The following is a 24,166-nucleotide window of genomic DNA, read 5'->3' as shown; positions in this document are numbered from 1 at the left end:
TTAGAGCTCCATGCCGAGGATCTTGCCGACGGTGAAGATGTCCTTGTCGCCGCGGCCGGAGAGGTTCATCAGGATGATTTCGTCCTTGCCCATGCCGGGTGCGCGCTTGATCACCTCGGCCAGCGCATGGCTGGGCTCAAGGGCGGGAATGATGCCCTCGATGCGGGTAAGAAGCTGGAAGGCCTCCAACGCCTCGTGATCCATGATCGGAACGTATTCCGCGCGGCCGACGTCGTTCAGCCACGAATGCTCCGGGCCGATGCCGGGATAGTCCAGGCCCGCCGAAATCGAGTGGCCTTCCTTGATCTGGCCGTCGCCGTCCTGCAACAGGTAGGTGCGGTTGCCGTGCAGGACGCCCGGCGAGCCCGCGGTGATCGAGGCGCAGTGCTCGTCGCCGTCGAGGCCCTTGCCCCCGGCTTCGACGCCGACCATCTTGACGCCCTTGTCGTCGAGGAAGGGATGGAAGATACCGATCGCGTTCGATCCCCCGCCCACGGCGGCGATGACGAGGTCAGGCAGCCGGCCTTCCGCCTGAAGGATCTGCTCGCGGGCCTCGCGGCCGATCACCGCCTGGAAGTCGCGGACCATCTCCGGATAGGGGTGCGGGCCGGCGGCGGTGCCGATCAGGTAATAGGTGTCGTCGACATTGGTCACCCAGTCGCGCAGCGCCTCGTTCATGGCGTCCTTCAGCGTGCCACTGCCGGCTGTGACCGGCTTGACCTCGGCGCCGAGGAGCTTCATGCGGAAGACGTTCGGCGCCTGGCGCTCGACGTCGGTGGCGCCCATGTAGACGACGCAGGGCAGGCCGAAGCGCGCGGCCACCGTTGCCGAGGCCACGCCATGCTGGCCGGCACCGGTCTCGGCGATGATGCGCGTCTTGCCCATCCGCTTGGCAAGCAGGATCTGGCCGATGCAGTTGTTGATCTTGTGGGAGCCGGTGTGGTTCAACTCCTCGCGCTTGAAGTAGATCTTCGCACCGCCGAGATGCTCCGTCAGGCGCTCGGCGAAATAGAGCGGCGAGGGCCGGCCGATATAGTGCGTGCCGAGATGGCCCAGTTCCTTCTGGAATTCCGGATCCGTCTTCGCTTCGTCCCACTTCTCCTGCAGTTCCAGGATCAGCGGCATCAGCGTCTCGGCGACGAAGCGGCCGCCGTAGATTCCGAAACGGCCGTCCTCGTCAGGACCGCCGCGAAACGAATTCAGATAGGGTGACTGGTTCACATCCTGCTCCTTGCGGCAACGGCCCGACCGGTCGCCCGCCGCAACGCCTCGAAAAACTCTTCCATCCTGCCGAGGTCCTTGACGCCCGGCGCGCTTTCCACGCCGGACGACACATCGACGCCGGGCGCCCGCGTCGCCGTGACCGCCTCTTCGACATTGTCCTTGTTCAAACCACCGGAAAGCATGTAATCGACGCCGCCGTCAAGCGCATCCATCAGCGACCAGTCGAAGGAAACGCCGTTGCCGCCGGGCAATTGCGAGCCGGCGGGCGGCTTGGCGTCGAACAGGAAGCGGTCGGCGATACCGGCATAGGCCTCGACCTTATCGAGGTCCGCGGCCTCCCGGACCGAGAGGGCCTTGATCACCGGCAGGCCATAGACCGCCTTGATCGTCAGCACGCGCTCGGGCGTTTCCTTGCCGTGAAGCTGGAGGATGTCCGGGCGCAGAAGCGAAACGATCTCATCGAGTTCGTCATTGTCGGCATCGACGGTAACGGCGACGATCTTCGCGCGCCCCCTGACCAGATCCGCCAGCCCGGAGGCATCGGCAGGCTCGATGTTGCGCGGGCTCTTTTCGAAGAAGATGAAGCCGACATGAGTGGCGCCGAGATCGACGGCGCGCAGCACGGCTTCCGGCGTCTTCAGGCCGCAGATCTTGATATCGATGCTCTTGCCGACATTGCTTTTCATGAGCCACGGAACTCGCATGAAACGGCCGCGGAGTCGAGGACATTTGCGCGCCCGCGACGGCACGTCAGTCGAAGTCGAGGGCGTGCAGCATCGTGCCGTTCCGCTTCAACCAGCGCTTGGCCTCTTCCACCCTCGGGCATAGTTCGCGGCAGAGGCTCCAGAAGTCCGGACCATGGTTCATTTCGCGCAAATGCGCGACCTCGTGGGCCACCAGATAGTCTAGCACGAAGGGCGGAGCCATGACGATGCGCCAGGAAAAGCTGAGCGCGCCATCCGCCGAACACGACCCCCAGCGGCTGCGGGTATCGCGCAGCGTCATCGAGCGAACCTTGCGACCGATCCTGGGCGCATGGAAGGCGACGCGCTCCTGAAGGTCCCTGCGGGCCTCCTTCTTGAGATAGTCGCTGATGCGCCGCGGGACATGTTCGCTTTGCCCGCTGACGCGCAGGACCGCCTCGCCGTCGACCGTCACCGCCTCCGTCAGCCCGCGCAGCATGCCGGTCTCCTCGATGCGATGGGCGACGCCGCGGATGAAAAGATGGTGGCCGTCGGCAAGGGCGCTGCGGCTGGAGAAGCGCGCGAGCTTGGTCATCAGCCAGGCATGATGGCGATCGAGGAAGTCACGGATATCGCGCTCGGGCAGGCCGGTGGGAACCGTCATCTTCAGCGCCCGGCCGCCCGGTTCGATCCGCAGGGTAAGCCGCGTCGCCTGCGCATTTCGACGGATCGTCAAGGGCACGGAGCGGCCGTTCACCTCGACCGCCCGCATTTCCGGCGGCGGGGGGGTGCGCAATGCACGACGGGGCTTCAGGATCGAGGAGAACATAGCGCTCCTTCATAGCCGATTCGCGTGGCCTTTGAACCAAGCAAAACCGGCGCCACAGGGGCGCCGGCGCAGCATGACGTTTCAAGACGTTCGGCCCGTTCAGGCGGCCGGGAAACCCGGCACCGTGCCGCCATTGCCGGAGCGGCGTTCGCGCATGAAGCGGTCGAACTCTTCCTTGTCCTTCGCCTTGCGCAGTTCGCGCATGTAGGCGTCGAACTCCTCGCGCATCTCGTCGAGCTTGCGGCGCTCTTCCTCGATGCGGCTCAGTTCGGCTTCGCGCCATTCGTCGAAAGCGACATTGCCTGTTCCCGAACTCTGGCCGAAGCCCTGGCCGCGGAAACCGCGACTACGCCCGCGGCATGCGGAAAAGAAGCCGTCCGCGGCGTTGTTCGCATCCTTCTTGAAACTCTTGAGGCGCTCGCCGAAAACGATGTAGGCAAGCATGGCCAGGCCGAGAGGCCAGAAGACCATAAAACCCAGCACCATCAGCGCGACGGTCGCAGGCGTCCAATCCGGACGCAGCAATGCAGACTGGTTCATTTGCAATCTTCCTCACATTCGCCGGACCGCCACCGTGGCGACCGATGATTTCGATGTGGTAAGACCATGAACACGCTTCAAGGCAATGCCCGACAGAATCGGGCAAGCCCATGAAAGCCCCACAACAATTCGACCGGCTGCCTACTTGCCTCCGGCCCTGCCGCCCTTGATGACGCGCGGCACCGGTCGCTTTTCCCGCCGGTTCGCCTCGATGAACGAAACGATGCGCGGCGCGATCTCACGCCGGAAGCGCGAGCCGTTGAACACGCCGTAATGGCCGACATCGGGCTGCATGTAGTGCAGGCGGCGGCTGTCGGGGATGTTGGGGCAGATCGTCTGCGCCGCCTTCGTCTGGCCGACGCCGGAAATGTCGTCGTTCTCGCCCTCGACCGTGAGCAGCGCGACGTTGCGGATCGCACCCGTATCGACGCGGCGCGAGCGATGCATCATCTCACCCTTCGGAAGGGCGTGCCTCATGAACACGGTCTCCACCGTCTGCAGGTAGAACTCGGCTGTCATGTCCATCACGGCAAGGTATTCGTCGTAGAAGTCGCGGTGTTTCTCGGCCGCATCGCCGTCGTTCTTGACGAGGTGCTCGAAGAACTCGTTGTGGGCGATCAGATGGCGATCGAGGTTCATCGACATGAAGCCCGACAGTTGCAGGAAGCCGGGATAGACCATGCGCATGAAGCCCGGCTGTGGCCACGGCACCGGCATGATGACGTTGTCGCGGAACCACTCGATGGGCCGCTCTTCGGCCAGCCTGTTGACGGCCGTCGGATTGACGCGCGTATCGATCGGCCCGCCCATCAGCGTCATCGAGGCCGGCGCCAGCGGATCGCTGTCCTCCTCCATCACCGCGACGGCGGCAAGCACGGGCACAGACGGCTGACAGACCGCGATCACATGGGTATCGGGCCCGAGCGCATGCAGCATGTCGATGATGTAGTCTATGAAGTCGTCGAGATCGAACGATCCGTCCGAAAGCGGCACCATGCGGGCGTCAACCCAGTCGGTGATGTAGATCTCGGCGTGCGGCAGGAGAGTCTCGACGGTTCCGCGCAGGAGCGTCGCGTAGTGGCCCGACATCGGCGCCACCATGAGTATCTTCGGGTCGGCTCGATGTCCGCCGGGCAGCATGCGTTCGAAATGGACGAGGTTGCAGAACGGACGCTGCCAGACGACCTTTTCGTGGACCGATACGGGCTGGCCGTCGACGGTGGTCGTGTCGAGACCGAAGGCCGGCTTGCCGTAGCGCCGCGTCGCCCGCTCCAGTACTTCCAGCCCGGCCGCCATGGTTCGCCCGAAACAGGTGTGCGAAAGCGGATTGAGGGGGTTGCTGTAGGCGAGCCGCATGTGGTCGGCGACGGCGCGCCAGGGCGCCATCATGGCATGGTTCAGTTCATAGAGCTGATAGTACATGGGAAGAAATCCCTGTCGTGACATGAGGAAACCGGAGTTTCCCTGAGCGCTTCCAGGCTCGGGTGATCCAGCCCTTCATGCAATTGCCAACAGGGTATCATGTTTCCGTTGCGGTGCAACAGAACAGGAGACCGATTGATTCTCAAGCGGTCCACCCCCCATCGATCACATAGGCCTGGCCGGTCGTATAGCTTGCGCCGGCCAGATAGACGGCGAGATCGGCGATTTCCTCCGGCGTTCCGAGCCGTCCCATCGGCTGGCGCGCGATGAAGGCGGCACGCGCTGCCTCATAGTCGCCGCCGGCGCGCATGCGCTCCTGCAACGACGGACTTTCCACCGTACCCGGGCAGATCGCGTTGCAGCGGACACCCTGTGCGACATAGTCGGCGGCGATCGATTTTGTCAGGCCGATCACGGCCGCCTTGGTGACCGAATAGGCGAAGCGGTTCGGAACGCCCTTCACGCTGCTGGCCACCGAGGCCATGTTGACGATCGCACCGCCGCCGCGGGACAGCATGCCTGGCAGAAAGGCGCGGGCCGTGCGCACCATCGCGCGAACGTTGAGATCCCAGGCGAACGCCAGGTCCTCGTCGCTCGTCTCCAATACGGTCCCGCCGTGAACGACGCCTGCACAATTGAACAGGATGTCGACGGGACCGATCTCGGCGGCGGCATCCTTTACCGCCTGGTCGGAGAGTACGTCGAGAAGGCGTGTCTCGATCCCTTCGGCGGCGAGCGACTCCACCGCCGCCGCGTTGATGTCGGTGGCAATCACCCTGGCGCCGGCGCGCTTATAGGCGAGCGCCGAGGCGCGGCCTATCCCCTGCCCGGCCGCCGTCACCAGCGCTGTCTTTCCTCCCAGATCCTGGCTCATAGTCTTTTCCTCGTCACTTGATCGAAACAGGCCGAACGATGATGGATGCGCACGGGGTCAGCGCGCAACCCTCACTACTGCCTTTATAAGTCCGTCCTTCGTCGTCGCCCAGCGCGGCAGGTCCGCCGGCACGGCCTCCAGCGTGGTGCGGTGCGTCACCAGCGCCTCGACCGGAACATGGCCCGCCTCGATGGAGGCAACCACATGCCGGAAGTCCTCTGCGGTGGCGTTGCGGCTGCCGACCAGCGTCATCTCCCGTTTGTGAAACTCGGGGTCGGCGAAGCGAATGTCGTCCTTCACGACGCTGACATAGACGAGCGTGCCGCCATGAGCGACATAGGCGAAGGCAGCTTCCATCGACTTCGCATAGCCCGTCGCATCGAACACGACGTCGAAGCCCTCCGCGTCGGTGATGTCCGCCAGAGCCGATGCAACGTCCGCATCCGCCACCACCCCGCTTTCGAAGCCGAGCCTGTCGCTCGCCATGGCGAGCCGCTCCGTGGAGGTGTCGAGCAAGGTGACGTCGTGGCCGGCGATGCGGGAGAAGAGCGCCGTTCCGAGCCCGATCGGACCGGCACCGATCACCAGCGACCGGGATCCTTTCGGCATCTGCGCCCGGCGGACGGCGTGGGCGCCGATGGCAAGAAACTCGACGGTAGCGGCCGCCTCCAGCGACAGGTTGCCCGCAGGGTACAGATTCATTGCCGGCACCACGATCTCGTCGCAGAAGGCGCCGTCGGTGTGCACGCCCAGCACCCGGATCGCCACACAGCAATTCGGCTTACCTTTGCGGCAGGCCACGCAGGAACCGCAGGAGATGTAGGGGTTGACGATGACCGGCTGGCCCGCCGCCAGGCCGGATCCGGCGGGAGCCTCCACCACGGTGGCGGAGACTTCGTGGCCCATGACGCGCGGATATTCCAGGAAGGGGTGCTTGCCCTCGAAGATATGATAATCCGTGCCGCAGATCCCGACATGGCTCACGGCGATGCGGGCCCAGCCTTCGGGGATGGCGGAGGGGGACGGCCGTTCCACGAGTTCGAGCCGCCCCGGCTCCTGGCAGACGATGGTGCGCATTTCGCAATTCTCCCGGCCGTCAGCGGCTTCCGCGACGGCGAAGCTGGTCGAAATAGACGATGATGATGATCAGCAGGCCGGTGATGATACGCTGCCAGAACGAATTGACGTTCAAAAGGTTCGCACCGTTGTTGATCGTCGCCAGGATGAACGCGCCGATCAAAGGGCCGTGTACCGAGCCGACGGCGCCGAAGAGACTGGTGCCGCCGATCACCGTGGAGGCGATCGCCTGCAGTTCCCAGCCTTCGGCCTGGGTGGCGTTACCGATGCCGATGCGCGAGGCGAGCAGGACGCCGACGAAGGCGGCGCATGTGGCCGACAGGATGTAGGCCGTGTAGATCGTGCGGTTGACGTTGACGCCGGACAGGCGCGCCGCCTCGCTGTTCGAACCGACGGCGAAGAGATAGCGTCCCCAGCGGCTCAGATGCAGGAAGATATAGGCCGGCACGGCAATCAGGATCACCATCCAGAACAGGCTGGGGATGCCGAGGAAATCGGCGCGGGCGAAATTGGTAAAACCTTCGTTGGTGATCGAGATCGTCGATCCGTTGGTGATCAGCAGGCCGACCCCGCGCAGGGACGTCAATGTTGCCAGCGTGATGATGAACGGCGGGAGCCCCATGCGGACGATGCCAAAGCCGTGGAAGGTGCCGATGGCGACGCCCATGAGAAGCGTTAGCGCGATCGCGATCCAGAGCGGAACGCCCGCCTGCAGGAGCCAGGCAAGAATGACGGTCGAAAAGCCGACGATCGCGCCGACCGAGAGATCGATGCCGGCGGTGATGATGACGAAGGTCTGGCCCACGGCGAGGATCGCCGTCATCGCGCCCTGCCGCAACAGGTTGGAAATGTTCAGTGGCGTCCAGAAGCTGGCGGTGCCGATGCCGAGTGCGATCCAGAGCGCGAGCAGGAGGCCGATCAGCGTCAGACTGAAGAGGATGTTCATCCCGCGCCGCGGGGCGGCAGCCGGGCTCTCCGTTGTAGTGATGGTCATTCTTGCTTCTCCCGCTTCAATCTCAATTCTGGCTCAGACGCCTATTGCCTCGCCGAGCACGTCCTCGTGGGTTGCGGCGTGGAAATCGTGGCTGCCGACAAGCCTGCCGCCCCGGAATACGTGCAGCCTGTCGGCAAGCTCGTAGACTTCCGGCAGGTAGGAGGAGATGAGGATGATGCCGGCCCCCTCCTTCAAAAGCTTTGCGAAGAGCCGGTAGATCTCCGCCTTGGTGCCGACGTCGACGCCGACCGTCGGCTCGTCGAAGATGAACAGCTTGGCACCATGGCTCAGCCACTTGCCGATAACGATCTTCTGCTGGTTACCGCCGGACATCGACGACGCCGGCACGCGCCGGCTCGGCGTCTTGATGGCGAGGTCGCGGATCTGCCTGTCGGCGTTCGCCGCCTCCTCGGCCCGACCGATCACGGGGCCGCGGCTCAGCCGCCCGAAGACCGGCAGGTTGATATTGAGGCCGATCGGCAGGTTGAGGCAAAGGCCCTGGTCGCGCCGGCTTTCCGGAGCGAGCGCGATCCCGAGTTCCATCGCGTCGCGCTCGTTGCGAATCTTCACCTTGCGGCCCATCCAGTGGACTTCGCCCGCCGACAGCGGATGGCGTCCGTAGAGACCGAGCGCGAACTCGCTGCGGCCGGCGCCGATCAGCCCGTAGAGGCCGACGATCTCGCCGGCCCGGACGGTCAGCGAGATATCCTCGAAGCCCGGCCCGGACAGCCCGCGCGCTTCCAGGATCGGCGCGCCGATCGGGATGTCTTCCTTGTGGTAGATCTGCTCGATCGAGCGATTGATCATCAGCGCGATCAGCTCGCTCTCGTTGGTCTCGCCGATCGCCCGCGTGCCGACATGGGTTCCGTCGCGCAGAACTGATACGCGGTCGGCCAGCTCGAAGACCTCTTCCATCCGATGACTGATGTAGACGATCGTGACGCCCTCGCTCTGCAGGCGGCGGATCAGCTTGAAGAGCTGGGCGGATTCCTGTCGCGTCAGGTAGGCGGTCGGCTCGTCGAAGATGAGGAACTGCGTGCCGCGCATCGCTGCGCGCGCGGTGGCGACGAGTTGCTGCTGGCCGATGGTCAGCGAGCCGAGGTCGGCTGCGGCCGGGAGGTAGAAGCCGAGGTCGTCGAGGACGGACTGCGCCATCCGCTCCATCTGCCTCTTGCGCATCAGCCCGTGCCGCTCGACTTCGTCGCCGAGGAAAAGATTGGCTGCGACCGACAGGTGCGGGCAGAGGACCACCTCCTGATGCACGGCATTGATGCCGCGCGCGATCGCCTCGTTGGGGGTGGAAAGGGCGACCGGATGGCCGCACCAGAGCACTTCGCCGGCCGTCCGCGTGATGACGCCGGTCAAAAGCTTGATGAGCGTCGACTTGCCCGCGCCGTTTTCCCCGACGATGGCGTGGATCTCGCCCGCCAGAAAGGTGATCGTCGCCGGCTTCAGGGCCTGCACGTAGCCGTAGTTCTTCTGAAGGCCCTTCAATTCGAGGATCGGCGTGCCCGCCGGCACGCGGCTGCCTTCCGTCAGAAGAGCGCTGGCCTCGTCGTGGCGATGCGCAATATCCTCCAGCCGGGTCATGGTGCTCTCCTCCTGCTTGCGGCCTTTCCAATCGCCCGGCGCAAGCGCCGGACGGTTCCGCGATCAAAGTCGGGAAACCGCGCCGGCGGGAAACCGGCGCGGCTGCCCTTGGGTCAGTTGACCTTCGGGTTGATGAGCGCGTCGATCTTGGGCTCGCTCATGTTGGCCTTCGTCACCAGGTTGGCGCCGGTATCGACATTGGCCTCGACCTTCTCGCCCTTGGAAACCGCCAGCGCCGTCTTCACGCCGTCGTAGCCCATGCGATAGGGATCCTGCACCACGAGGCCGGCAAGCGCGCCGTCCTTGAGGAAGCCGATCGTCTTGTCGTCGCTGTCGAAGCCGATGACCTTGATCTTGTCGCCGAGCTTGTTTTCCGAGATCGCCTGACCGACGCCCTGCGCCATGATCAGGTTGGAGGCGAAGACGCCGACGAGGTTCGGATTGGCGGTGATAAGGTCGGTCATCATGTTGAGGCCGGTCGTAGCCTGTCCGTCCGCATACTTGTCGGCAATGACCTTCAGGCCCGGATACTTGGTCTTGACCTGGTCGAGGAAGCCCTCGCGGCGCTGCTCGAGCGAGCCGGCACCGGGCAGGCTGGTGATGATGGCGACTTCGCCCTCTTCCTTGCCGGTGGCTTCCTTGATGGCGGCGGCCAGACCGTCGGCGGCAATGCGACCGCCCTGGACGTTGTCTGTCGTCAGGAACGAAGAAAAGGCCTTCGAGTCGGCGCCGGAATCGATGCCGATGACCGGAACGGACTTTGCGGCCTCGTCGACCGGCTTTCCGAGCGCCTTGAATTCGGTCGGCGAGATGACGACGGCGGCCGGCTTGCCGGCGACGGCATTCTCGAGAATGCTGATCTGGCCGTTGATGTCGGCCTCGGACTGGGCGCCGAGTTCCGGCACGCTCACGCCGAGATCCTTGCCGGCTGCGCGTGCACCGGCAAGAACGATCTGCCAGTAGAACGATGTGGTGTCCTTCACGATAATCGGGATGGTGACGTCCTGCGCGAACGACGCGGCGGGCGTCATCGTCGCAAACACGGCTGCACCGGCCAGCGCGGTGAATGTGCGTCGCGACAGAAGCTGCTTGGCAATGCTCATCAGGGTTCTCCTCTCAGGGTGCGTTCTCCTCCAGTGAAACCGAACCGCTGAACGCGAGCGGACGATTCTTATCGATAAAATACATTTATGTTCGCGGCCGGTGTGGAAAGATCGGGTCGTAAGCCCCAGCGCCCCCAGGCCATCGCGCTCCTGCGCATACGGCCCGGGCGCAGCCCGCTATCGATTTCCTCCTTCGCGACGCCACCGCCTCCACGGTGACATGCAGCCCCAACAATCAGGCGATGCTCAATTGAAACAATAGTTCCGCCAAACTGTCAACATGGAATGTTCATTCCATTTTGACGTTCCGTCCCCGGCTCCGTCAGACCTTGAAGACTTCGTGCGGATGCAGCACGCCCTTTTTGAGAATGATGTTGCCATAGAGCCGAAACTCGGTCGTTGCGATGATGTAGGCCGCCTTCCGCGTCATCTCGTAGAAGGCGAAGCGTTCGACCGACCGAACGGTGAAATCACCGGCCAGGCGGTTGACGATGTTCTGGAATTCGACGCAAACCGGCGGCACCGCGTCCGGATCGCCGACGACCTGCATCCGCCAGGCGACGTCCGACACGAACGTATCGAGCGGCATGTGGGCGAGGACGGCCTCGGTCATGGCGAGCGCATCGACGCCATCGGCGCGGATGACTTTCGGCCCCATCGAATGGGCCGGGAAGTTCGCGTCCACGATGGCGATATCGTCCCCGTGCCCCATCGACTGCAGCGCGTGCAGGAGATCGGGGCCGAGCAGGGGGTGAATGCCTTTCAACATGCGTATGCTCCTGAATATCTTTCAAATCTGCCGGCAACCCTATTGCCGCACCGCCTCGGTTCCGAGCGGCGGAGCGACCAGAGTATGGCCGTCGGCTTCCATGTAAAGGGCTTCCGGCACCGTGATCCGGGTGAGTTCGGCGTTACGGTGCAGGCTGGACGGCTTGGCCGTGCCCAGAAGCACCGAAGCGACCGCAGGATGCCGCAGAGGAAACTGCATCGCGGCAGCCGCAAGCGGCACGCCGTTGATGCTCGCCAGTTCCTCAAGGGCGCGCACGCGCGCCACGACGTCGTCATTGGCGGGCATGTAGTCGAAATGCGCACCCGCGACCGCGCCGGTCGCCAGAATGCCCGAGTTGAACACGCCTCCGACCACCAGCGAAGTCTTCAGTTCCTGGCAGAGCGGAAGCAGTTCCTCGACTGCAGAGCGATCCAGAAGCGTGTACCGCCCGGCCAGCAGGATGCAGTCGATCGGCGCGCGCTTCATGACCTCCAGGCAGACAGGCACCTCGTTCACGCCGAGGCCATAGGCCTTGATGGTGCCGGACGCCTTCAGTTCCTCGAGCGCCTTCAGCCCGGAATCCATCAGCGCCTTGAAATGCGCTGCATTGCGCTCGGCGCCATGGGTATAGGCACCGATGTCGTGAACATAGAGGATGTCGATGCGGTTGAGCCCGAGCCGCGTATAGCTCAGTTCCAGCGAGCGCATGATGCCGTCGTCGCTGTAGTCGTAGCGCACATCGAAGGGCAGCGGATCGACATAGCCGTAGTCCGTCGGCACCTTGTCGTCGTCCACCGGAAACATGATCCGGCCGACCTTGGTGGAGAGCACCCACGCGTCTTTCGGCTTGGCGCGAAGGAAATCGCCGGTCGCGCGCTCGGCAAGGCCGAAGCCATACCAGGGCGCCGTATCGAAGTAGCGCATGCCCTCGTCCCACGCTGCTTCCAGCGTTGCGATCGCGGTGTCGCGCGGGCAGGGACGGTAAAGGCCGCCGAGAGCAGCCGTTCCGAAGCTGTACTCGCCCACGGCGAGGCCCGTCGTACCGATGGTCCGTGTCCGCATCGCTGCCTCCCGCTGCGCGCTTGCACCCCTCACTCCCAGGTTGCGCGCAGAACAATCCGACTTCTGTCTTTTATCTACAATAGACAGATCAAGGTCAATGGGTATTATGGGCGACGGGAGGATCACATGCAGGGACCGGCTCCGGCATGGCCGGAGGACAGATCCGGCGAAGCCCGTCCATGCGCTGGATTATTTTTCCGCCGCCACTTAAACGAGCAGATCTCAACCCGATCGATCGACGAGAGCCATGGCCAAGCAGAATACCGTCTTCAAGGATGCCTTCAATCGTTGCCTCGTTCTCCTCGATACGAGCAGTGCGCTCGCATCCGAACCGGAGCTCGGCAACAAGCTTGGGGTCAGCCGCACGACGATCCGGGCAATCTTGACGCGGCTGGAAGAGATCGGGCTGATAGAATGGTCGAAGCGCCGCAAGGTCGTGCTCCGCAAGCCCGTTGCCGCCGACTACTTCCCGACCGCGGAAACCGATTCGCTTTCGGAGATCATCGAGCGCAGCTTCATGCGCCGCATTCTTGCCGGCGGCGCCGAACCGGGCATGCAGATCAACGAGCTGGAGCTTGCCCGCGAGATCGGCACCGGCACCACGAGCGTGCGGGAATTCCTCATCCGGTTCAGCCGCTTCGGGCTGATCGAGAAGCGCCCGAACAGCCACTGGGTACTGAAGGGGTTCACGCCGGAGTTCGCGCTCGAGCTGACCGAGGTGCGCGAAATGTTCGAGCTGCGCTCGGCCGCCGCGTTCGCGCATCTGCCGGACGACCATCCCGCATGGGCGGAGCTGGACTCTATAGCGGCCCTCCACCGCGAGATCCTTGCCGACGTGGACAACCGCTACCGTGAATTTTCCGAGCTGGACGAGCGGTTTCACCTGCTCGTGCACCGGGCCTCGCGCAACCGGTTCATCATCGATTTCTACGACATCATCGCCATCGTCTTCCACTATCACTACCAGTGGAACAAGACGAATGCGCGCCAGCGAAATGCACGGGCGATGGAGGAGCATCTGGTCTACATCGACGCGCTGAAATCGCGCGATCCCGCACGGATCGAGGATGCCTGCCGGCGGCACCTGAAATCGGCCCGCGAGACGCTGCTGCAATCCACCAACTGAGCTGCAGGATCCGCCTCAGTATCCGCCGCCCTTCTGGTCTGCTCCAACGGGCAGGCCCAGGAAGGTGCGGCGCAGGCCGTCAATCGATCTCACCAGGCAATTGACGTCGGTGCCGATCGCCATGAAGTCCGCGCCCATCGCCCGGTACTCGTGCGCCTGGTCGACCGCCACGGTCATGATCCCGCGCGCCTTTCCATGCCGGTGGATGCGCAGGAAGGCGTCACGGATCGCCTCCTGTACGGCTGAGGCGGACGGCTGGCCCAAGTACCCCATGTCCGCGGCCAGGTCGGAGGGGCCGATGAAGACGCCGTCCACGCCCTCGACCGCGGCGATGTCGTCGAGCGCCTCGAGACCGGCGCGGCTTTCGACCTGCACGATCAGGCAGATCTCTTCGTCGGCCGTGGCGAGGTAGTCCGGTATCCGGTTGAAATCGCTGGCGCGTCCAAGTCCGGCGCCGACGCCGCGGATGCCCCGGGGCGGATAGCGCACGGCCCTCACCAGCGTGGCTGCCTGCTCGGCGGTCTCCACCATCGGGATCAGGAAGGTCTGTGCGCCGAGATCGAGCAACTGCTTCAGCAGCCATGCCTCGCCCATCGGCGGTCGGACGATCGGGTGGCTCGCGCTGCCGCGCAAGGCGCCGAGCTGCGCCCCGATCAGCGGCATGTCGTTCGGCCCGTGCTCGCCGTCGATCAGCAGCCAGTCGTAGCCGCTGCCGGCGGCAATCTCGGCGGCGTAGGCGCTGCCGAGCGCCACCCACAGACCGAGCTGGAATTTTCCCTCGCGGAGCGCGGCCTTGAACGGATTGGTGGGAGCGGGCATGCGCAAATCCTCCTCGACTGCAATAAGATCAGTGACCATCGGCCGACGGTGCGCCGGCCGATGGAGAGTCGAGCGTCGTCAACCGATGCCGCCGAGGCAGACGTACTTCATCTCGGTGAACTCCTCGATACCGTACTTCGACCCCTCCCGGCCGAGGCCCGACAGCTTGACGCCGCCGAACGGCGCTTCCGCCGTCGAGATCAGCCCGGTGTTGACGCCAACCATGCCGTATTCCAGCGCCTCGGCGACGCGGAAGACGCGTGCCAGATCCTTGGCGTAGAAGTAGGAGGCGAGCCCGAACTCGGTATCGTTCGCCTGCGCAATGACGTCCGCCTCGTCCTTGAAGCGGAAAACGGGCGCCACCGGCCCGAACGTCTCCTCGCGCGCCACCGCCATATCGGATGTTACACCGGTGATAACGGTCGCTTCATAGAATGTGCCGCCTAGCGCGTGGCGCTTGCCGCCCTGGACGACGCGCGCACCCTTGCCGAGCGCGTCGGACACATGCTCCTCGACCTTGGCGAGCGCCGCCTCGTCGATCAACGGACCGAGAATGACGCCTTCATCGAAGCCGTTTCCGGTCTTGAGCTTTGCGACCGCAGCGGCCAGCTTTTCGGAGAACGCATCATAGACACCCTCCTGCGCATAGATGCGGTTGGCGCAGACACAGGTCTGGCCGTTGTTGCGGAACTTCGCGATCAAGGCACCCTCGACCGCCGCGTCGAGGTCGGCGTCGTCGAAGACGATGAAGGGTGCATTGCCGCCGAGCTCGAGCCCCAGCTTCTTGATCGTCGTCGCGCTCTGCCTGTAGAGCTCGGCGCCGACCTCGGTCGAGCCGGTAAAGGTGAGCTTGCGCACCGTCGGGTTTGCCGTCATCTCGGCGCCGATCTCCCTGGCGGATCCGGTGATGACGCTGAACAGCCCCGGCGGCAGGCCGGCGCGTTCGGCAAGGACCGCGATCGCGATGGCGGAGAACGGGGTTTGCGAAGCCGGCTTCAGAACCATGGCGCAGCCAGCGGCGAAGGCCGGCCCTGCCTTGCGGGTGATCATCGCATTGGGGAAGTTCCACGGGGTGATCGCGGCAACCACGCCGATCGGCTGCTTCATCACCAGGATGCGCTTGTCCTTCTGGTGGCCGGGCACGATATCGCCATAGAGGCGGCGCGCTTCTTCGGCGAACCATTCGATGAAGCTTGCGCCATAGGCGATCTCGCCCTTGGCCTCGGCCAGGGGCTTGCCCTGTTCCATCGTCAGGATACGGCCGAGATCGTCCTGGTTGGACATCATCAGCTCGAACCACTTGCGAAGGATGATGGAGCGCTCCTTGGCCGTGCGCGCGGCCCATTCCTTCTGCGCCTTCTCGGCGGCGGCGATCGCCTCCTTCGTCTCGGTCGCACCCAGTTTCGGCACGTAGCCGACGCGTTCGCCAGTCGCCGGATTGTTCACGGCGATTCCTGTCGCAGGGTCGGCCTCGATCCAGCGCGTGCCGACGAGCGCCGCCTGGCGCAGGAGGGTTGGATCTTTGAGGCTCATGGTGCTGTCTCCCTGTTCACGACCTTGAATTCCCGGATGCGGTTATAGGCTCTTTTCCGCCCACTCCACAATGCGGCGAAGGCTGTTGCGGCGACCGCGCCCGGTCGACATCGGTCGCGCGTCGGTGCATCCTGCCCCCGTCAAGGGCCCTTTCAAGGACAGCAACACTGGTGGTGAAATTTATGCATGAGATCAATGGCCGCACGGCCGATCACGACATTCATCCGGTCTTTCTCGAGCGATGGTCGCCCCGCGCCTTCACCGGCGAGGCGATGCCGCAGGAGGACCTTCTGCGCCTGTTCGAGGCCGCGCGCTGGACGCCATCGGCGAGCAACCGCCAGCCCTGGCGCCTCGTCTACGCCCATCGCGGCACAGAGGCCTTCCAGGCCATCCTGTCGACGCTGGACGAGGGCAACCGGCGCTGGACGCCCAATGCCTCGGTTCTGGCCGTGATCGTTTCCAAGACCCACAACCGCACCGCCTCCGGGGAGATCCGCCCCGCCTATACGCATGCCTTCGACACGGGTGCGGCCTGGAGCGCGCTGGCGTTGCAGGCGACGTTTTCGGGCTACCACGTCCACGCCATGGCGGGGATCGATCGCGACAAGGCGATGGCGGCTGCCGGTGTGCCGGAGGGTTACCGGGTCGAGGCGGGCCTCGCCATCGGCAAGATGGCGCCGAAGGAAACGCTGCCCGAGGACCTGAAAGCCCGTGAAGTTCCAAGCCAGCGCCACCCGGTCGAGGCCTTCGCCTTCGAAGGCCGCTTCAAGCCGGACTGACGGCGCAGCCGGAGATCAAAACAACATCTCCTGCGCCGGTCCGACGGGCACGATTCCGGTCGGGTTCAACGAGGCAATCGAGTAATAGCCGCGCTTGATGTGGTCGAGGCTGACGGTCTCGGCCACGCCCGGCCAGTCGTGCATGCGCCGGACGAAGCGGCGCAGGCGCGGATAGTCGGCCAGCCGACGCAGGTTGCACTTGAACAGGCCGTGATAGGCAGCGTCGAAGCGGACGAGGGTGACGAACAGCCGGATATCGGCCTCGGTGGGATGGTCGGCGAAGAGGAAGTCCCTCTCGCCGAGTTCGCCGTCGACCCAGTCCAGCGTCGCGAAAACGTCGAGGAAGGCTTCCTCGTAGGCAAGCTGCGTGGTAGCGAAGCCGGCGCGATAGACGCCGTTGTTCAGGCCCGGATAGATGCGGGCGTTGAACGAATCGATCGCCTCGCGACGGGCCGGCGGATAGAGATCGATCGTCCTGGTCGCGAGCGATCCGAAACCGTCGTTCATCATGCGCAGGATGTCGGCTGATTCGTTGTTGACGATGGTGCCGCGCTTCCTGTCCCAGAGAACGGGCACCGTGGCGCGGCCGGTGTAGTGCGGGTCGGCGCGGGTGTAGATCTCGTGCATGTAGCTGGCGCCGTTGACCGTGTCCGCGGTCGCACCGGGATAGTCTCCGAAGCGCCAGCCTTCCCTTGTCAGGACCGGCTCGACGACCGAGACGCCGATCGTCTCCTTCAATCCCTTGAGGCTGCGGCCGATCAGCGTGCGGGACGCCCAGGGGCAGATGTAGGCGACGTAGAGATGGTAGCGGCCGGGCTCTGCGGCAAAGCCGCCCTCGCCGGTCGGCCCGGGCGCGCCGTCCGGCGTTACCCAGTTGCGAAAGCCGGAGACCTGGCGGACGAAGCCGCCCTTTTCGTCCTTCGCCTGCACCGGATGCCAGTCGGCCGTCCATTTTCCATCCACCAGCATGACGTGCTCCCGTCTTCCATATCCATGACGGCCGTGCCGCCCAGCCGATCGGCGGGCGGGATTCGGTAGCGACCGTCCCGCGTGGCCGCATATTGACCCGTCCCGGCAGCTTCCGCCATGGAAAAACCCCGCACCGGGCGGCGCGGGGTTCACTTTATTATCCGGATTCTCGACCTGCCTTCACGCGCGAGGGCACGCGTCAGATGTCGAGGTTGGCAACGCTGAGCGCGTTGTCCTGGATGAACTCCCGGCGTGGCTCGACCTCGTCGCCCATCAGGCGCGAGAACAGTCCGTCGGCGTCGGTGGCGTCCGCGACGCGGACCTGCAACAGCGAGCGGACGTTCGGATCGAGCGTCGTTTCCCAGAGCTGGTCGGCGTTCATTTCGCCCAGGCCCTTGTAGCGCTGCAGCGACAGGCCCTTGCGGCCGGAGGCAAAGACCGCATCGAGCAGGGCGCGCGGTCCGCTGATCTCGGTTTCCAGGTCCTTGCGCTTCAGCCGGGGCGGAATGGCGTAGATATCCTTCAGCCGCACGGCCATCTGGTCGATATGGCGGGCGTCGGACGAGCCGATCAGCGCCATGTCGAGATGAGCGAACTCCTTCACGCCGCGCACGGTGCGCTCGAACTTCAGCCCGCCATCGGCTGCAATCGCGCCCGTCCAGCCGCGCTCGGTCTCCTCGGCAATCAGGTCCAGCCGGCGGGCGACCTCCTCGGCCATCTCGGCATAGGCCTCGCGGTTGTGGCTGAGCTCGAGGTTGAGCGCGCCGCAGATCGCTGCCTGCTCGACGATGGAGCGACTGTAGCGCGAATGCAGGCCGTCCAGCAGCGAGCGCAGGCGCAGCGCGTCCTGGATCACCTCGCGCATGTCCTGTCCGGCGCGCACCTCGCCGGAACCCAGCTCCAGCGTCGCCTCGTCGAGGCCGGCGTTGATCAGGTAGTCGTCGAGGGCCTTCTCGTCCTTGAGATACTGCCCCGACTTGCCGCGCGCGACCTTGTAGAGCGGCGGCTGGGCGATATAGAGATGGCCGCGTTCGATCAGTTCCGGCATCTGGCGGAAGAAGAACGTCAAGAGCAGCGTGCGAATGTGGGCGCCGTCGACGTCGGCGTCCGTCATGATGATGATCTTGTGGTAGCGCAGCTTTTCCGGATTGAATTCGTCCTTGCCGATCGAGGTGCCGAGCGCGGTGATCAGCGTTCCGATCTCCTGGCTCGACAGCATCTTGTCGAAACGAGCCCGTTCCACATTGAGGATCTTGCCGCGCAACGGCAGGATCGCCTGGTTCTCGCGCGAACGGCCCTGCTTGGCCGATCCTCCGGCCGAGTCGCCCTCGACCAGGAACAGCTCGGACTTGGACGGATCGCGCTCGGAGCAATCGGCAAGCTTGCCGGGCAGCGACGAGATGTCCAGCGCGCCCTTGCGACGGGTGAGCTCGCGCGCCTTGCGGGCGGCTTCGCGCGCTGCGGCGGCCTCCACGACCTTGCCGACCAGCACCTTGGCATCGGAGGGATGCTCCTCGAGCCAGTGGCTCAGCGCCTCGTTGACGAGGCTTTCGACCACGGGCCGGACCTCGGACGACACGAGCTTGTCCTTGGTCTGCGAGGAGAATTTCGGATCCGGCACCTTGACCGAGAGAACGGCGGTCAGGCCTTCGCGGCAGTCGTCGCCGGTGAGCGACACCTTTTCCCTCTTCAGGATGCCGGAGCTCTCCGCATAGGAGACGACCTGGCGGGTCAGCGCGCCGCGGAACCCGGCGAGGTGGGTGCCGCCGTCGCGCTGGGGAATGTTGTTGGTGAAGCAGAGCACGTTCTCGTGGTAGCTGTCGTTCCACCACATCGCCACTTCCACGGTGATGCCGTCACGTTCGCCGCGGATGGAAACCGGCTTGGCGACGAGCGGCTTCTTGGCCCGGTCGAGATAGCTGACGAAAGCCTCGAGCCCGCCGTCATACATCAGCTCGTCCTGCTTGACGTCGGAATGGCGGCGGTCGGTCAGAAGGATGCGGACGCCGGAATTCAGGAACGCGAGCTCGCGCAGGCGGTGTTCGAGCGTCGAATAGACGAATTCGATATTGGTGAAGGTCTCCGGGCTCGGCAGGAACGTCACTTCGGTTCCGGTCTCGCTGCCGCATTCGCCGGTCACGGCCAGCGGACCGTCGGCGACGCCGTGGGTGAAGCTCATTTCGTGAATGCGCCCGGCGCGGCGGATCTTCAGCTTCAGCGCCACCGACAGCGCATTGACGACCGAAACGCCGACGCCGTGGAGGCCGCCGGAAACTTTGTAGGAGTTCTGGTCGAACTTACCGCCGGCGTGCAACTGGGTCATGATGACCTCGGCGGCGGAAACGCCTTCCTCCTTGTGGATGTCGGTCGGAATGCCGCGGCCGTTGTCGGTCACGGTCACGGAGCCGTCGGCATTGAGCGTGACGGTGACGATATCCGCATGTCCGGCCAGCGCCTCGTCGATGGCGTTGTCCACGACCTCGTAAACCATGTGGTGCAGGCCCGAGCCGTCATCCGTGTCGCCGATATACATACCCGGGCGCTTGCGCACCGCATCAAGGCCCTTGAGCACCTTGATGGAATCTGCGCCGTACTCGGCCGGGCCGTTGTCGGTCTCGGGTGTATCAGTCATGGGGGATGTCTTTCCAGCGTACCTGAGGACATGGGAAACGGCGAATCACCGACCTTCCAGACCCGTGAATATAGGGATTCAGGCCCGGTTTTCCAAACGATGTGGCCGCCAATAGCGGCAGAAATCAGGGGATCACGTCGATTTAGAGCGCGAATTGCAAGCCTTTTCGAGAATGCCCGCCAGGCGCCTGATCGTTGCCGGCGGCAGATCGCGGATTTCGGCGGAAAGGCGGTTGGCGAAGGCGGTATATTCGGGCGGCAAGCCGGCGGTGTCGACCGTGATGCGGGGATCGGAAATCCGCGCGATCCGGAACAGTTCCTCAGCCTCGTCCCAGATGATGTTGAAGTAGCCTGCGACCTTCTGCAGGAACTCAAAGCTCGGCGTGCCGCGCCGACCGTGCTCGAGGGCAGAGAGATAGGCCGGCGAGACGCCCAGCGCAGCGGCCATCTCCTTCTGCGAGACACCTTTCCTCGACCGCAGGTGGCGTACCGCCACGCCGAAGGGGGTGGTCATTCGCGCTCTCCCCTGGCCCTTGCCAGCCGCACGTAGAGCGCGCCCTCACCGCCGTGGTTTCGGGCGGCAGTCTCGTAGGACGATATCAGCGGGCGAAATTCCGGCAGCGAGAACCACAGCGGCACTGCCCGCTTGAGGGCGCCGTCGCTGCCGATGGAGGCGCCCTTTCCGGTAATCACCAGGACATGACGCAAGCCGCGCATGTGCGCCTGCATCAGGAAGCTCAAGAGAAACCCGTGCGCCTCGCTCTGGATCATGCCGTGCAGGTCGACGCGCGCCTCCAGCGACAGGTGACCTTTCGCCAGCTTGCGCTTGACCGGCCGTTCGAGCGGATAGTGCTTCTTCTCGCTTTCGCGGGCGTTCGTTATCCGGATTCCCGCATCATCCGATTGAGCCTTCTTCGATGCCGGCTTTTCACCAGCCGGCGAAGCGACGTCCGTAACGGGCTGGAAGGTCGCCTCCAGCATCTCCAGGTCCTGCATGCGGCCGGGAAGCGCCTTTGCGCTCCTGGCGACCTTGCCCCAGAGGATCCGGTCCTCCGTGCTGAGCGGCTTATCCTTCGCCATGGTGAAATCTCGCGGCGATCGACCTTGGAACGAAGACGTAGAAATCCGCCGCGTTGCGGACATTGCCGGCAAGCGATCCGGCGATATCGCCCGACCCGGTGAAGATGTCCCCGCGCGCAGGACCGACTATCGCCGACCCGGTGTCGAGCGCCAGCATGGTCCGGGCGAACGGCCTGCCGCCGTCCAGATGGGTCAGGTTGTCGCTGCGGATGAAGAACGGGGTGGCAAAGGTGTGGATCAGGCGGTCGACCGCAAGCGAGCGTCCGGCAACGATCGGCACCTTGGCTGCAGCGACCGGGCCGAGATGCAGGTCCTCGACAGGCGCATCGCGGAAGAAGATGAAGGAACGGTTGTGCCAGAGCACATCGTCTACCTGCTCCGGATGCCGGGCGAGCCAATCCCTGATCGAGGCCATGGAGACCGTCGCCGCATCGATTTCACCGCGCTCGATCAGGAGCTTGCCGATCGGTGAGAAGCGGTGCCCGGTCTTGGCCGCATAGGTGATGCGCCGGACCGCGCCGTCGGGATAGATCAGGCGGGCCGCCCCCTGGACGTGAATAAAGAAGACATCCACCTTCGAGCGCGCATAGGCGATCTCGAGCCCGCGAGCTGCGAGCAGGCCCTGCTCGATCGCCTTGCGATCCGGATATTCCTCGATTTGACCTTCCCGCAGGCGCGCAAAGGCGAAATAGGGATCGAGCCCGGGTGGCCGGTTGCTGTCGTCGACATCGACCAGGTCGTCCGGACGCCGGTAGAAGGGGAAGCGGAACGCTTCGTCCGGCTCGGCTTGCACCTCGACCTCCGGCTCGTAATAGGCCGTGACGAACCCCTGTTGGCCGTCGATCCTTTCGATCAGGAAGGGCTGGAACCACTGCTCGAAATACGCGCGCGCTCGTGCGGCGTCCGCCGGCGCTGCCTCGCTCGCAGCCGCAAGCGCCGGCAACAGGTCCGCCGCGGCGATGCCCAGCGAACCGGTGCGATAGGGTTTGTTCCCCGCGATATGGTCGCGACAGTTCGACATGGCCCCGAGAATCGCCGTCGGGTCGTCTTCCACCCATCCGGGCAGAGCAGGGAAGGCGACCGGCTTCAGACGGAATTCCATGATCGCGCCGATCAGCCTTCGGATTCGGTGGCGATCAGCTTCCAGTTCGGATCGCGCGAGCGGATGTCGCGAGCGAAAGTCCAAAGGTCGTTGACCTCGGCCACCGTGTCGGCATCGCCGTCCGTCAGCTTGCCCGCCTTGTCGTAGGTCGCCGAGATCAGCTGGCTGATGACGCGCACCGTGACATTGACCTCGTTGTCCTTGGCTTCGGCCGATACGATGTCCGCCTTCTCGATGCCGACGAAGTTGGACTTGACCACCTCGCCCTTGGCCTCGCGGTCGGCGATGGCGGCGTCGAAGCCTTCGTAGACCTCGCGGGACAGGAGGTTTTTCAGCGTCTTGCGGTCACCGTCGGCAAAGGCGACGACGACCATCTCGTAGGCAAGCTTCGCGCCGTTGACGAACTCCTTCGGATTGAAGGACGGATCTCTGTCCACCACGCGGCGGAGCGATTCGTTGAGCGGCGTTCCGGCGGGCGTGAAGGCATCGACGCTGGCATAGGCGCCCTCTTCGCCTTCGGTTCCATCCCGGCGCGGCAGCGTAACGACCTTGCCGCGTTCGGGAGCGGCGGCCGGGTCGGCGGGGTCGCGACGCGAATAGGGGTCAAACGGCGGTTTTTCATTCCCCGTACGTCGGCCGAGTACATTGCGCAGCTGCAGGAATATCACCACCGCCGCCACGAGGAAGAAAATCGTTACAAAGTCGAATGAGCCCATGTCGATCCGGAACCGCCGTTCATCTTTTCTGAGTTGCCCCCCATATAATCCGCAAAAGCCCAATCTTCAAATCGAAGCCGAGGCGATTGTACGAATAAGCATCACTTAACCTTGACCGCGACGTTCCGTCCGGGGACAAAGACCGCTGATTATCCCTCGGCGCAGGAGACCAGGCCAGAGAACATGACCCGATCGATCACAGCCATCCTGCTGCTTTTGCTTCCATTTCTCGAGATAGCGGGCTTCGTCTTCGTCGGGCGGCATATCGGTATCGCCTATACGCTGCTCCTCGTCGTCGCTTCCGTGATTATCGGCATGATCGTCCTGCGCCGGCAGGGATTCCAGGCGCTCACCAGGCTCAGGCAGCGCGATCTGCCCCGCGACATGCCCGCCGAACGCTTCTTCGGGACCGCCTTGGTGCTGCTCGCCGGGCTACTTCTGATCGTCCCGGGGTTCATTACCGACGCGATCGGCCTCTTTCTGCTCGTGCCGTTCTTCCGCCGCCTCGTTGCCCGGCGCCTCGCCTCCCGCGTGGTCGTCGTCAATGTCGATGCCGCTGCACAGCCGCGCGATCCACCGCCTGCGAAGCCGAGAACGATCGACCTCGATTCGGACGACTACAGGCGCGACGACCAGCAGTGACCCCTTCGGCGGCGCGCGGGCCGCAGGGTTGTAAGCCCCCCGGCGAAATGCTAGATGGCTGCCACGATTTTATGTCCCCGAGGAAAGTCCCATGGCAACCGACAATGCACCCGCCAACAGCGCGGCCAGCCCGTCCATTAATATCCTGGCACAGTATGTGAAGGATCTTTCCTTTGAAAACCCGGGCGCCCCGCGCTCGCTGCAGGCGCGCGACAAGGCTCCCTCGATCAACATCAACGTCAATGTGAACGCCAACCCGCTGTCGGAAACCGAGTTCGACGTGGTGCTGTCGCTCACCGCCGAAGCCAAGGACGACAGCAAGGTCCTGTTCAACGCCGAACTCGCCTATGGCGGCGTGTTCCGGATCGTGGGCTTCCCGCAGGAGCACATGCTGCCGGTCCTCTTCATCGAGGCCCCTCGGCTGCTGTTCCCGTTCGCCCGCCAGATCATCGCCGATGCCACCCGCAACGGCGGCTTCCCGCCGCTGATGATCGACCCGATCGATTTTGCACAGATGTTCCAGCAGCGCATGGCCGAAGAGCAGCTCAAGGCCAAGGTCGCAAGCAATACGAACTGATCGACCATTCGATCCAGTCGAGAGC

Annotated in this window: 24 protein-coding genes; 4 read left to right on the top strand and 20 right to left on the bottom strand. The window is 64.4% G+C overall.

What is annotated here, in order from left to right; translation table 11 throughout:
- The 12 genes from trpB to GGQ64_RS11620 form a co-directional block, all read right to left on the bottom strand.
- Positions 1–1,221 carry a tryptophan synthase subunit beta gene (trpB, locus tag GGQ64_RS11675; protein WP_183804067.1) on the bottom strand — a complete coding sequence of 407 codons (1,221 nt, stop codon included), beginning with the start codon at positions 1,219–1,221 and terminating at the stop codon, positions 1–3.
- On the bottom strand, positions 1,218–1,910 hold the full coding sequence (locus tag GGQ64_RS11670; RefSeq protein WP_183804065.1) for a phosphoribosylanthranilate isomerase: 693 nt from the start codon (positions 1,908–1,910) through the stop codon (positions 1,218–1,220). Before GGQ64_RS11670 ends, trpB begins: the two co-directional genes overlap by 4 nt.
- A gap of 64 nt (positions 1,911–1,974) precedes the next feature.
- Positions 1,975–2,736: a M48 family metallopeptidase gene (locus GGQ64_RS11665; RefSeq protein WP_183804063.1), complete on the bottom strand. Its 762-nt coding sequence runs from the start codon at positions 2,734–2,736 to the stop codon at positions 1,975–1,977.
- A gap of 99 nt (positions 2,737–2,835) precedes the next feature.
- Positions 2,836–3,276 carry a DUF2852 domain-containing protein gene (locus GGQ64_RS11660; protein WP_183804061.1) on the bottom strand — a complete coding sequence of 147 codons (441 nt, stop codon included), beginning with the start codon at positions 3,274–3,276 and terminating at the stop codon, positions 2,836–2,838.
- Positions 3,277–3,417: 141 nt separating this feature from the next.
- Entirely contained in the window at positions 3,418–4,698 is a 1,281-nt protein-coding gene (locus GGQ64_RS11655) for a polyhydroxyalkanoate depolymerase (protein WP_183804059.1), read from the bottom strand.
- 142 nt (positions 4,699–4,840) lie between these two features.
- Positions 4,841–5,572: an SDR family oxidoreductase gene (locus GGQ64_RS11650; protein WP_183804057.1), complete on the bottom strand. Its 732-nt coding sequence runs from the start codon at positions 5,570–5,572 to the stop codon at positions 4,841–4,843.
- Positions 5,573–5,629: 57 nt separating this feature from the next.
- Positions 5,630–6,649, bottom strand: a complete 1,020-nt coding sequence (locus GGQ64_RS11645; protein WP_183804055.1) for a zinc-binding alcohol dehydrogenase family protein — start codon at positions 6,647–6,649, stop codon at positions 5,630–5,632.
- Positions 6,650–6,668: 19 nt separating this feature from the next.
- Entirely contained in the window at positions 6,669–7,643 is a 975-nt protein-coding gene (locus GGQ64_RS11640; RefSeq protein ID WP_183804052.1) for an ABC transporter permease, read from the bottom strand.
- A 33-nt stretch (positions 7,644–7,676) separates the two neighbouring features.
- On the bottom strand, positions 7,677–9,233 hold the full coding sequence (locus GGQ64_RS11635) for a sugar ABC transporter ATP-binding protein (protein WP_183804050.1): 1,557 nt from the start codon (positions 9,231–9,233) through the stop codon (positions 7,677–7,679).
- Positions 9,234–9,346: 113 nt separating this feature from the next.
- The gene (locus tag GGQ64_RS11630) at positions 9,347–10,336 is read right to left on the bottom strand and encodes an ABC transporter substrate-binding protein (protein WP_183804048.1); all 990 of its coding nucleotides are present in this window, start codon (positions 10,334–10,336) and stop codon (positions 9,347–9,349) included.
- A gap of 322 nt (positions 10,337–10,658) precedes the next feature.
- The gene (locus GGQ64_RS11625) at positions 10,659–11,105 is read right to left on the bottom strand and encodes an RbsD/FucU family protein (RefSeq protein WP_183804046.1); all 447 of its coding nucleotides are present in this window, start codon (positions 11,103–11,105) and stop codon (positions 10,659–10,661) included.
- 39 nt (positions 11,106–11,144) lie between these two features.
- Entirely contained in the window at positions 11,145–12,167 is a 1,023-nt protein-coding gene (locus GGQ64_RS11620; RefSeq protein WP_183804043.1) for an aldo/keto reductase, read from the bottom strand.
- Positions 12,168–12,414: 247 nt separating this feature from the next.
- Between GGQ64_RS11620 and GGQ64_RS11615 the strand changes: the two genes are divergently transcribed.
- Entirely contained in the window at positions 12,415–13,293 is an 879-nt protein-coding gene (locus tag GGQ64_RS11615; protein ID WP_183804040.1) for a GntR family transcriptional regulator, read from the top strand.
- A 15-nt stretch (positions 13,294–13,308) separates the two neighbouring features.
- Here GGQ64_RS11615 and GGQ64_RS11610 read toward each other — a convergent pair whose 3' ends face one another.
- On the bottom strand, positions 13,309–14,112 hold the full coding sequence (locus GGQ64_RS11610; RefSeq protein WP_183804037.1) for an aldolase/citrate lyase family protein: 804 nt from the start codon (positions 14,110–14,112) through the stop codon (positions 13,309–13,311).
- A 78-nt stretch (positions 14,113–14,190) separates the two neighbouring features.
- Positions 14,191–15,645, bottom strand: coding sequence for an NADP-dependent succinate-semialdehyde dehydrogenase (gabD, locus tag GGQ64_RS11605; protein WP_183804034.1), 1,455 nt, complete (start codon positions 15,643–15,645; stop codon positions 14,191–14,193).
- Between the two features lie 182 nt (positions 15,646–15,827).
- On the opposite strand from gabD, the gene GGQ64_RS11600 reads away from it, so the two are divergent.
- A complete protein-coding gene (locus GGQ64_RS11600) occupies positions 15,828–16,424 on the top strand; it encodes a nitroreductase family protein (protein ID WP_183804031.1) in 597 nt (198 codons plus the stop codon).
- Positions 16,425–16,439: 15 nt separating this feature from the next.
- On the opposite strand, the gene GGQ64_RS11595 is transcribed toward GGQ64_RS11600, so the two are convergent.
- From GGQ64_RS11595 to GGQ64_RS11570, 6 genes are all read right to left on the bottom strand, one after another.
- A complete protein-coding gene (locus GGQ64_RS11595; protein WP_183804028.1) occupies positions 16,440–17,393 on the bottom strand; it encodes a glutathione S-transferase family protein in 954 nt (317 codons plus the stop codon).
- Positions 17,394–17,592: 199 nt separating this feature from the next.
- Positions 17,593–20,025: a DNA topoisomerase (ATP-hydrolyzing) subunit B gene (gene gyrB / locus GGQ64_RS11590; protein ID WP_183804025.1), complete on the bottom strand. Its 2,433-nt coding sequence runs from the start codon at positions 20,023–20,025 to the stop codon at positions 17,593–17,595.
- A 132-nt stretch (positions 20,026–20,157) separates the two neighbouring features.
- A complete protein-coding gene (locus GGQ64_RS11585) occupies positions 20,158–20,538 on the bottom strand; it encodes a helix-turn-helix domain-containing protein (protein WP_183804022.1) in 381 nt (126 codons plus the stop codon).
- Entirely contained in the window at positions 20,535–21,104 is a 570-nt protein-coding gene (locus GGQ64_RS11580; protein ID WP_183804020.1) for a Smr/MutS family protein, read from the bottom strand. The genes GGQ64_RS11585 and GGQ64_RS11580 overlap by 4 nt, the downstream gene beginning before the upstream one ends.
- Positions 21,091–22,206, bottom strand: coding sequence for a murein transglycosylase A (gene mltA / locus GGQ64_RS11575; RefSeq protein ID WP_183804017.1), 1,116 nt, complete (start codon positions 22,204–22,206; stop codon positions 21,091–21,093). Before mltA ends, GGQ64_RS11580 begins: the two co-directional genes overlap by 14 nt.
- A gap of 11 nt (positions 22,207–22,217) precedes the next feature.
- A complete protein-coding gene (locus tag GGQ64_RS11570) occupies positions 22,218–22,922 on the bottom strand; it encodes a Tim44/TimA family putative adaptor protein (RefSeq protein ID WP_183804013.1) in 705 nt (234 codons plus the stop codon).
- Between the two features lie 183 nt (positions 22,923–23,105).
- On the opposite strand from GGQ64_RS11570, the gene GGQ64_RS11565 reads away from it, so the two are divergent.
- Complete coding sequence (locus tag GGQ64_RS11565; protein WP_183804010.1) at positions 23,106–23,564, top strand: FxsA family protein; 459 nt, start codon at positions 23,106–23,108, stop codon at positions 23,562–23,564.
- A 91-nt stretch (positions 23,565–23,655) separates the two neighbouring features.
- Complete coding sequence (gene secB, locus GGQ64_RS11560) at positions 23,656–24,141, top strand: protein-export chaperone SecB (RefSeq protein WP_183804006.1); 486 nt, start codon at positions 23,656–23,658, stop codon at positions 24,139–24,141.
- The last annotated feature ends 25 nt before the right edge of the window (positions 24,142–24,166 follow it).

The organism is Mycoplana azooxidifex (assembly GCF_014196765.1).
In the GTDB taxonomy this organism is placed as follows: Bacteria; Pseudomonadota; Alphaproteobacteria; order Rhizobiales; family Rhizobiaceae; genus Mycoplana; species Mycoplana azooxidifex.
The sequence above is the reverse complement of the archived record's forward strand: the minus strand, read 5'-3'. Positions and strand labels throughout refer to the sequence as shown.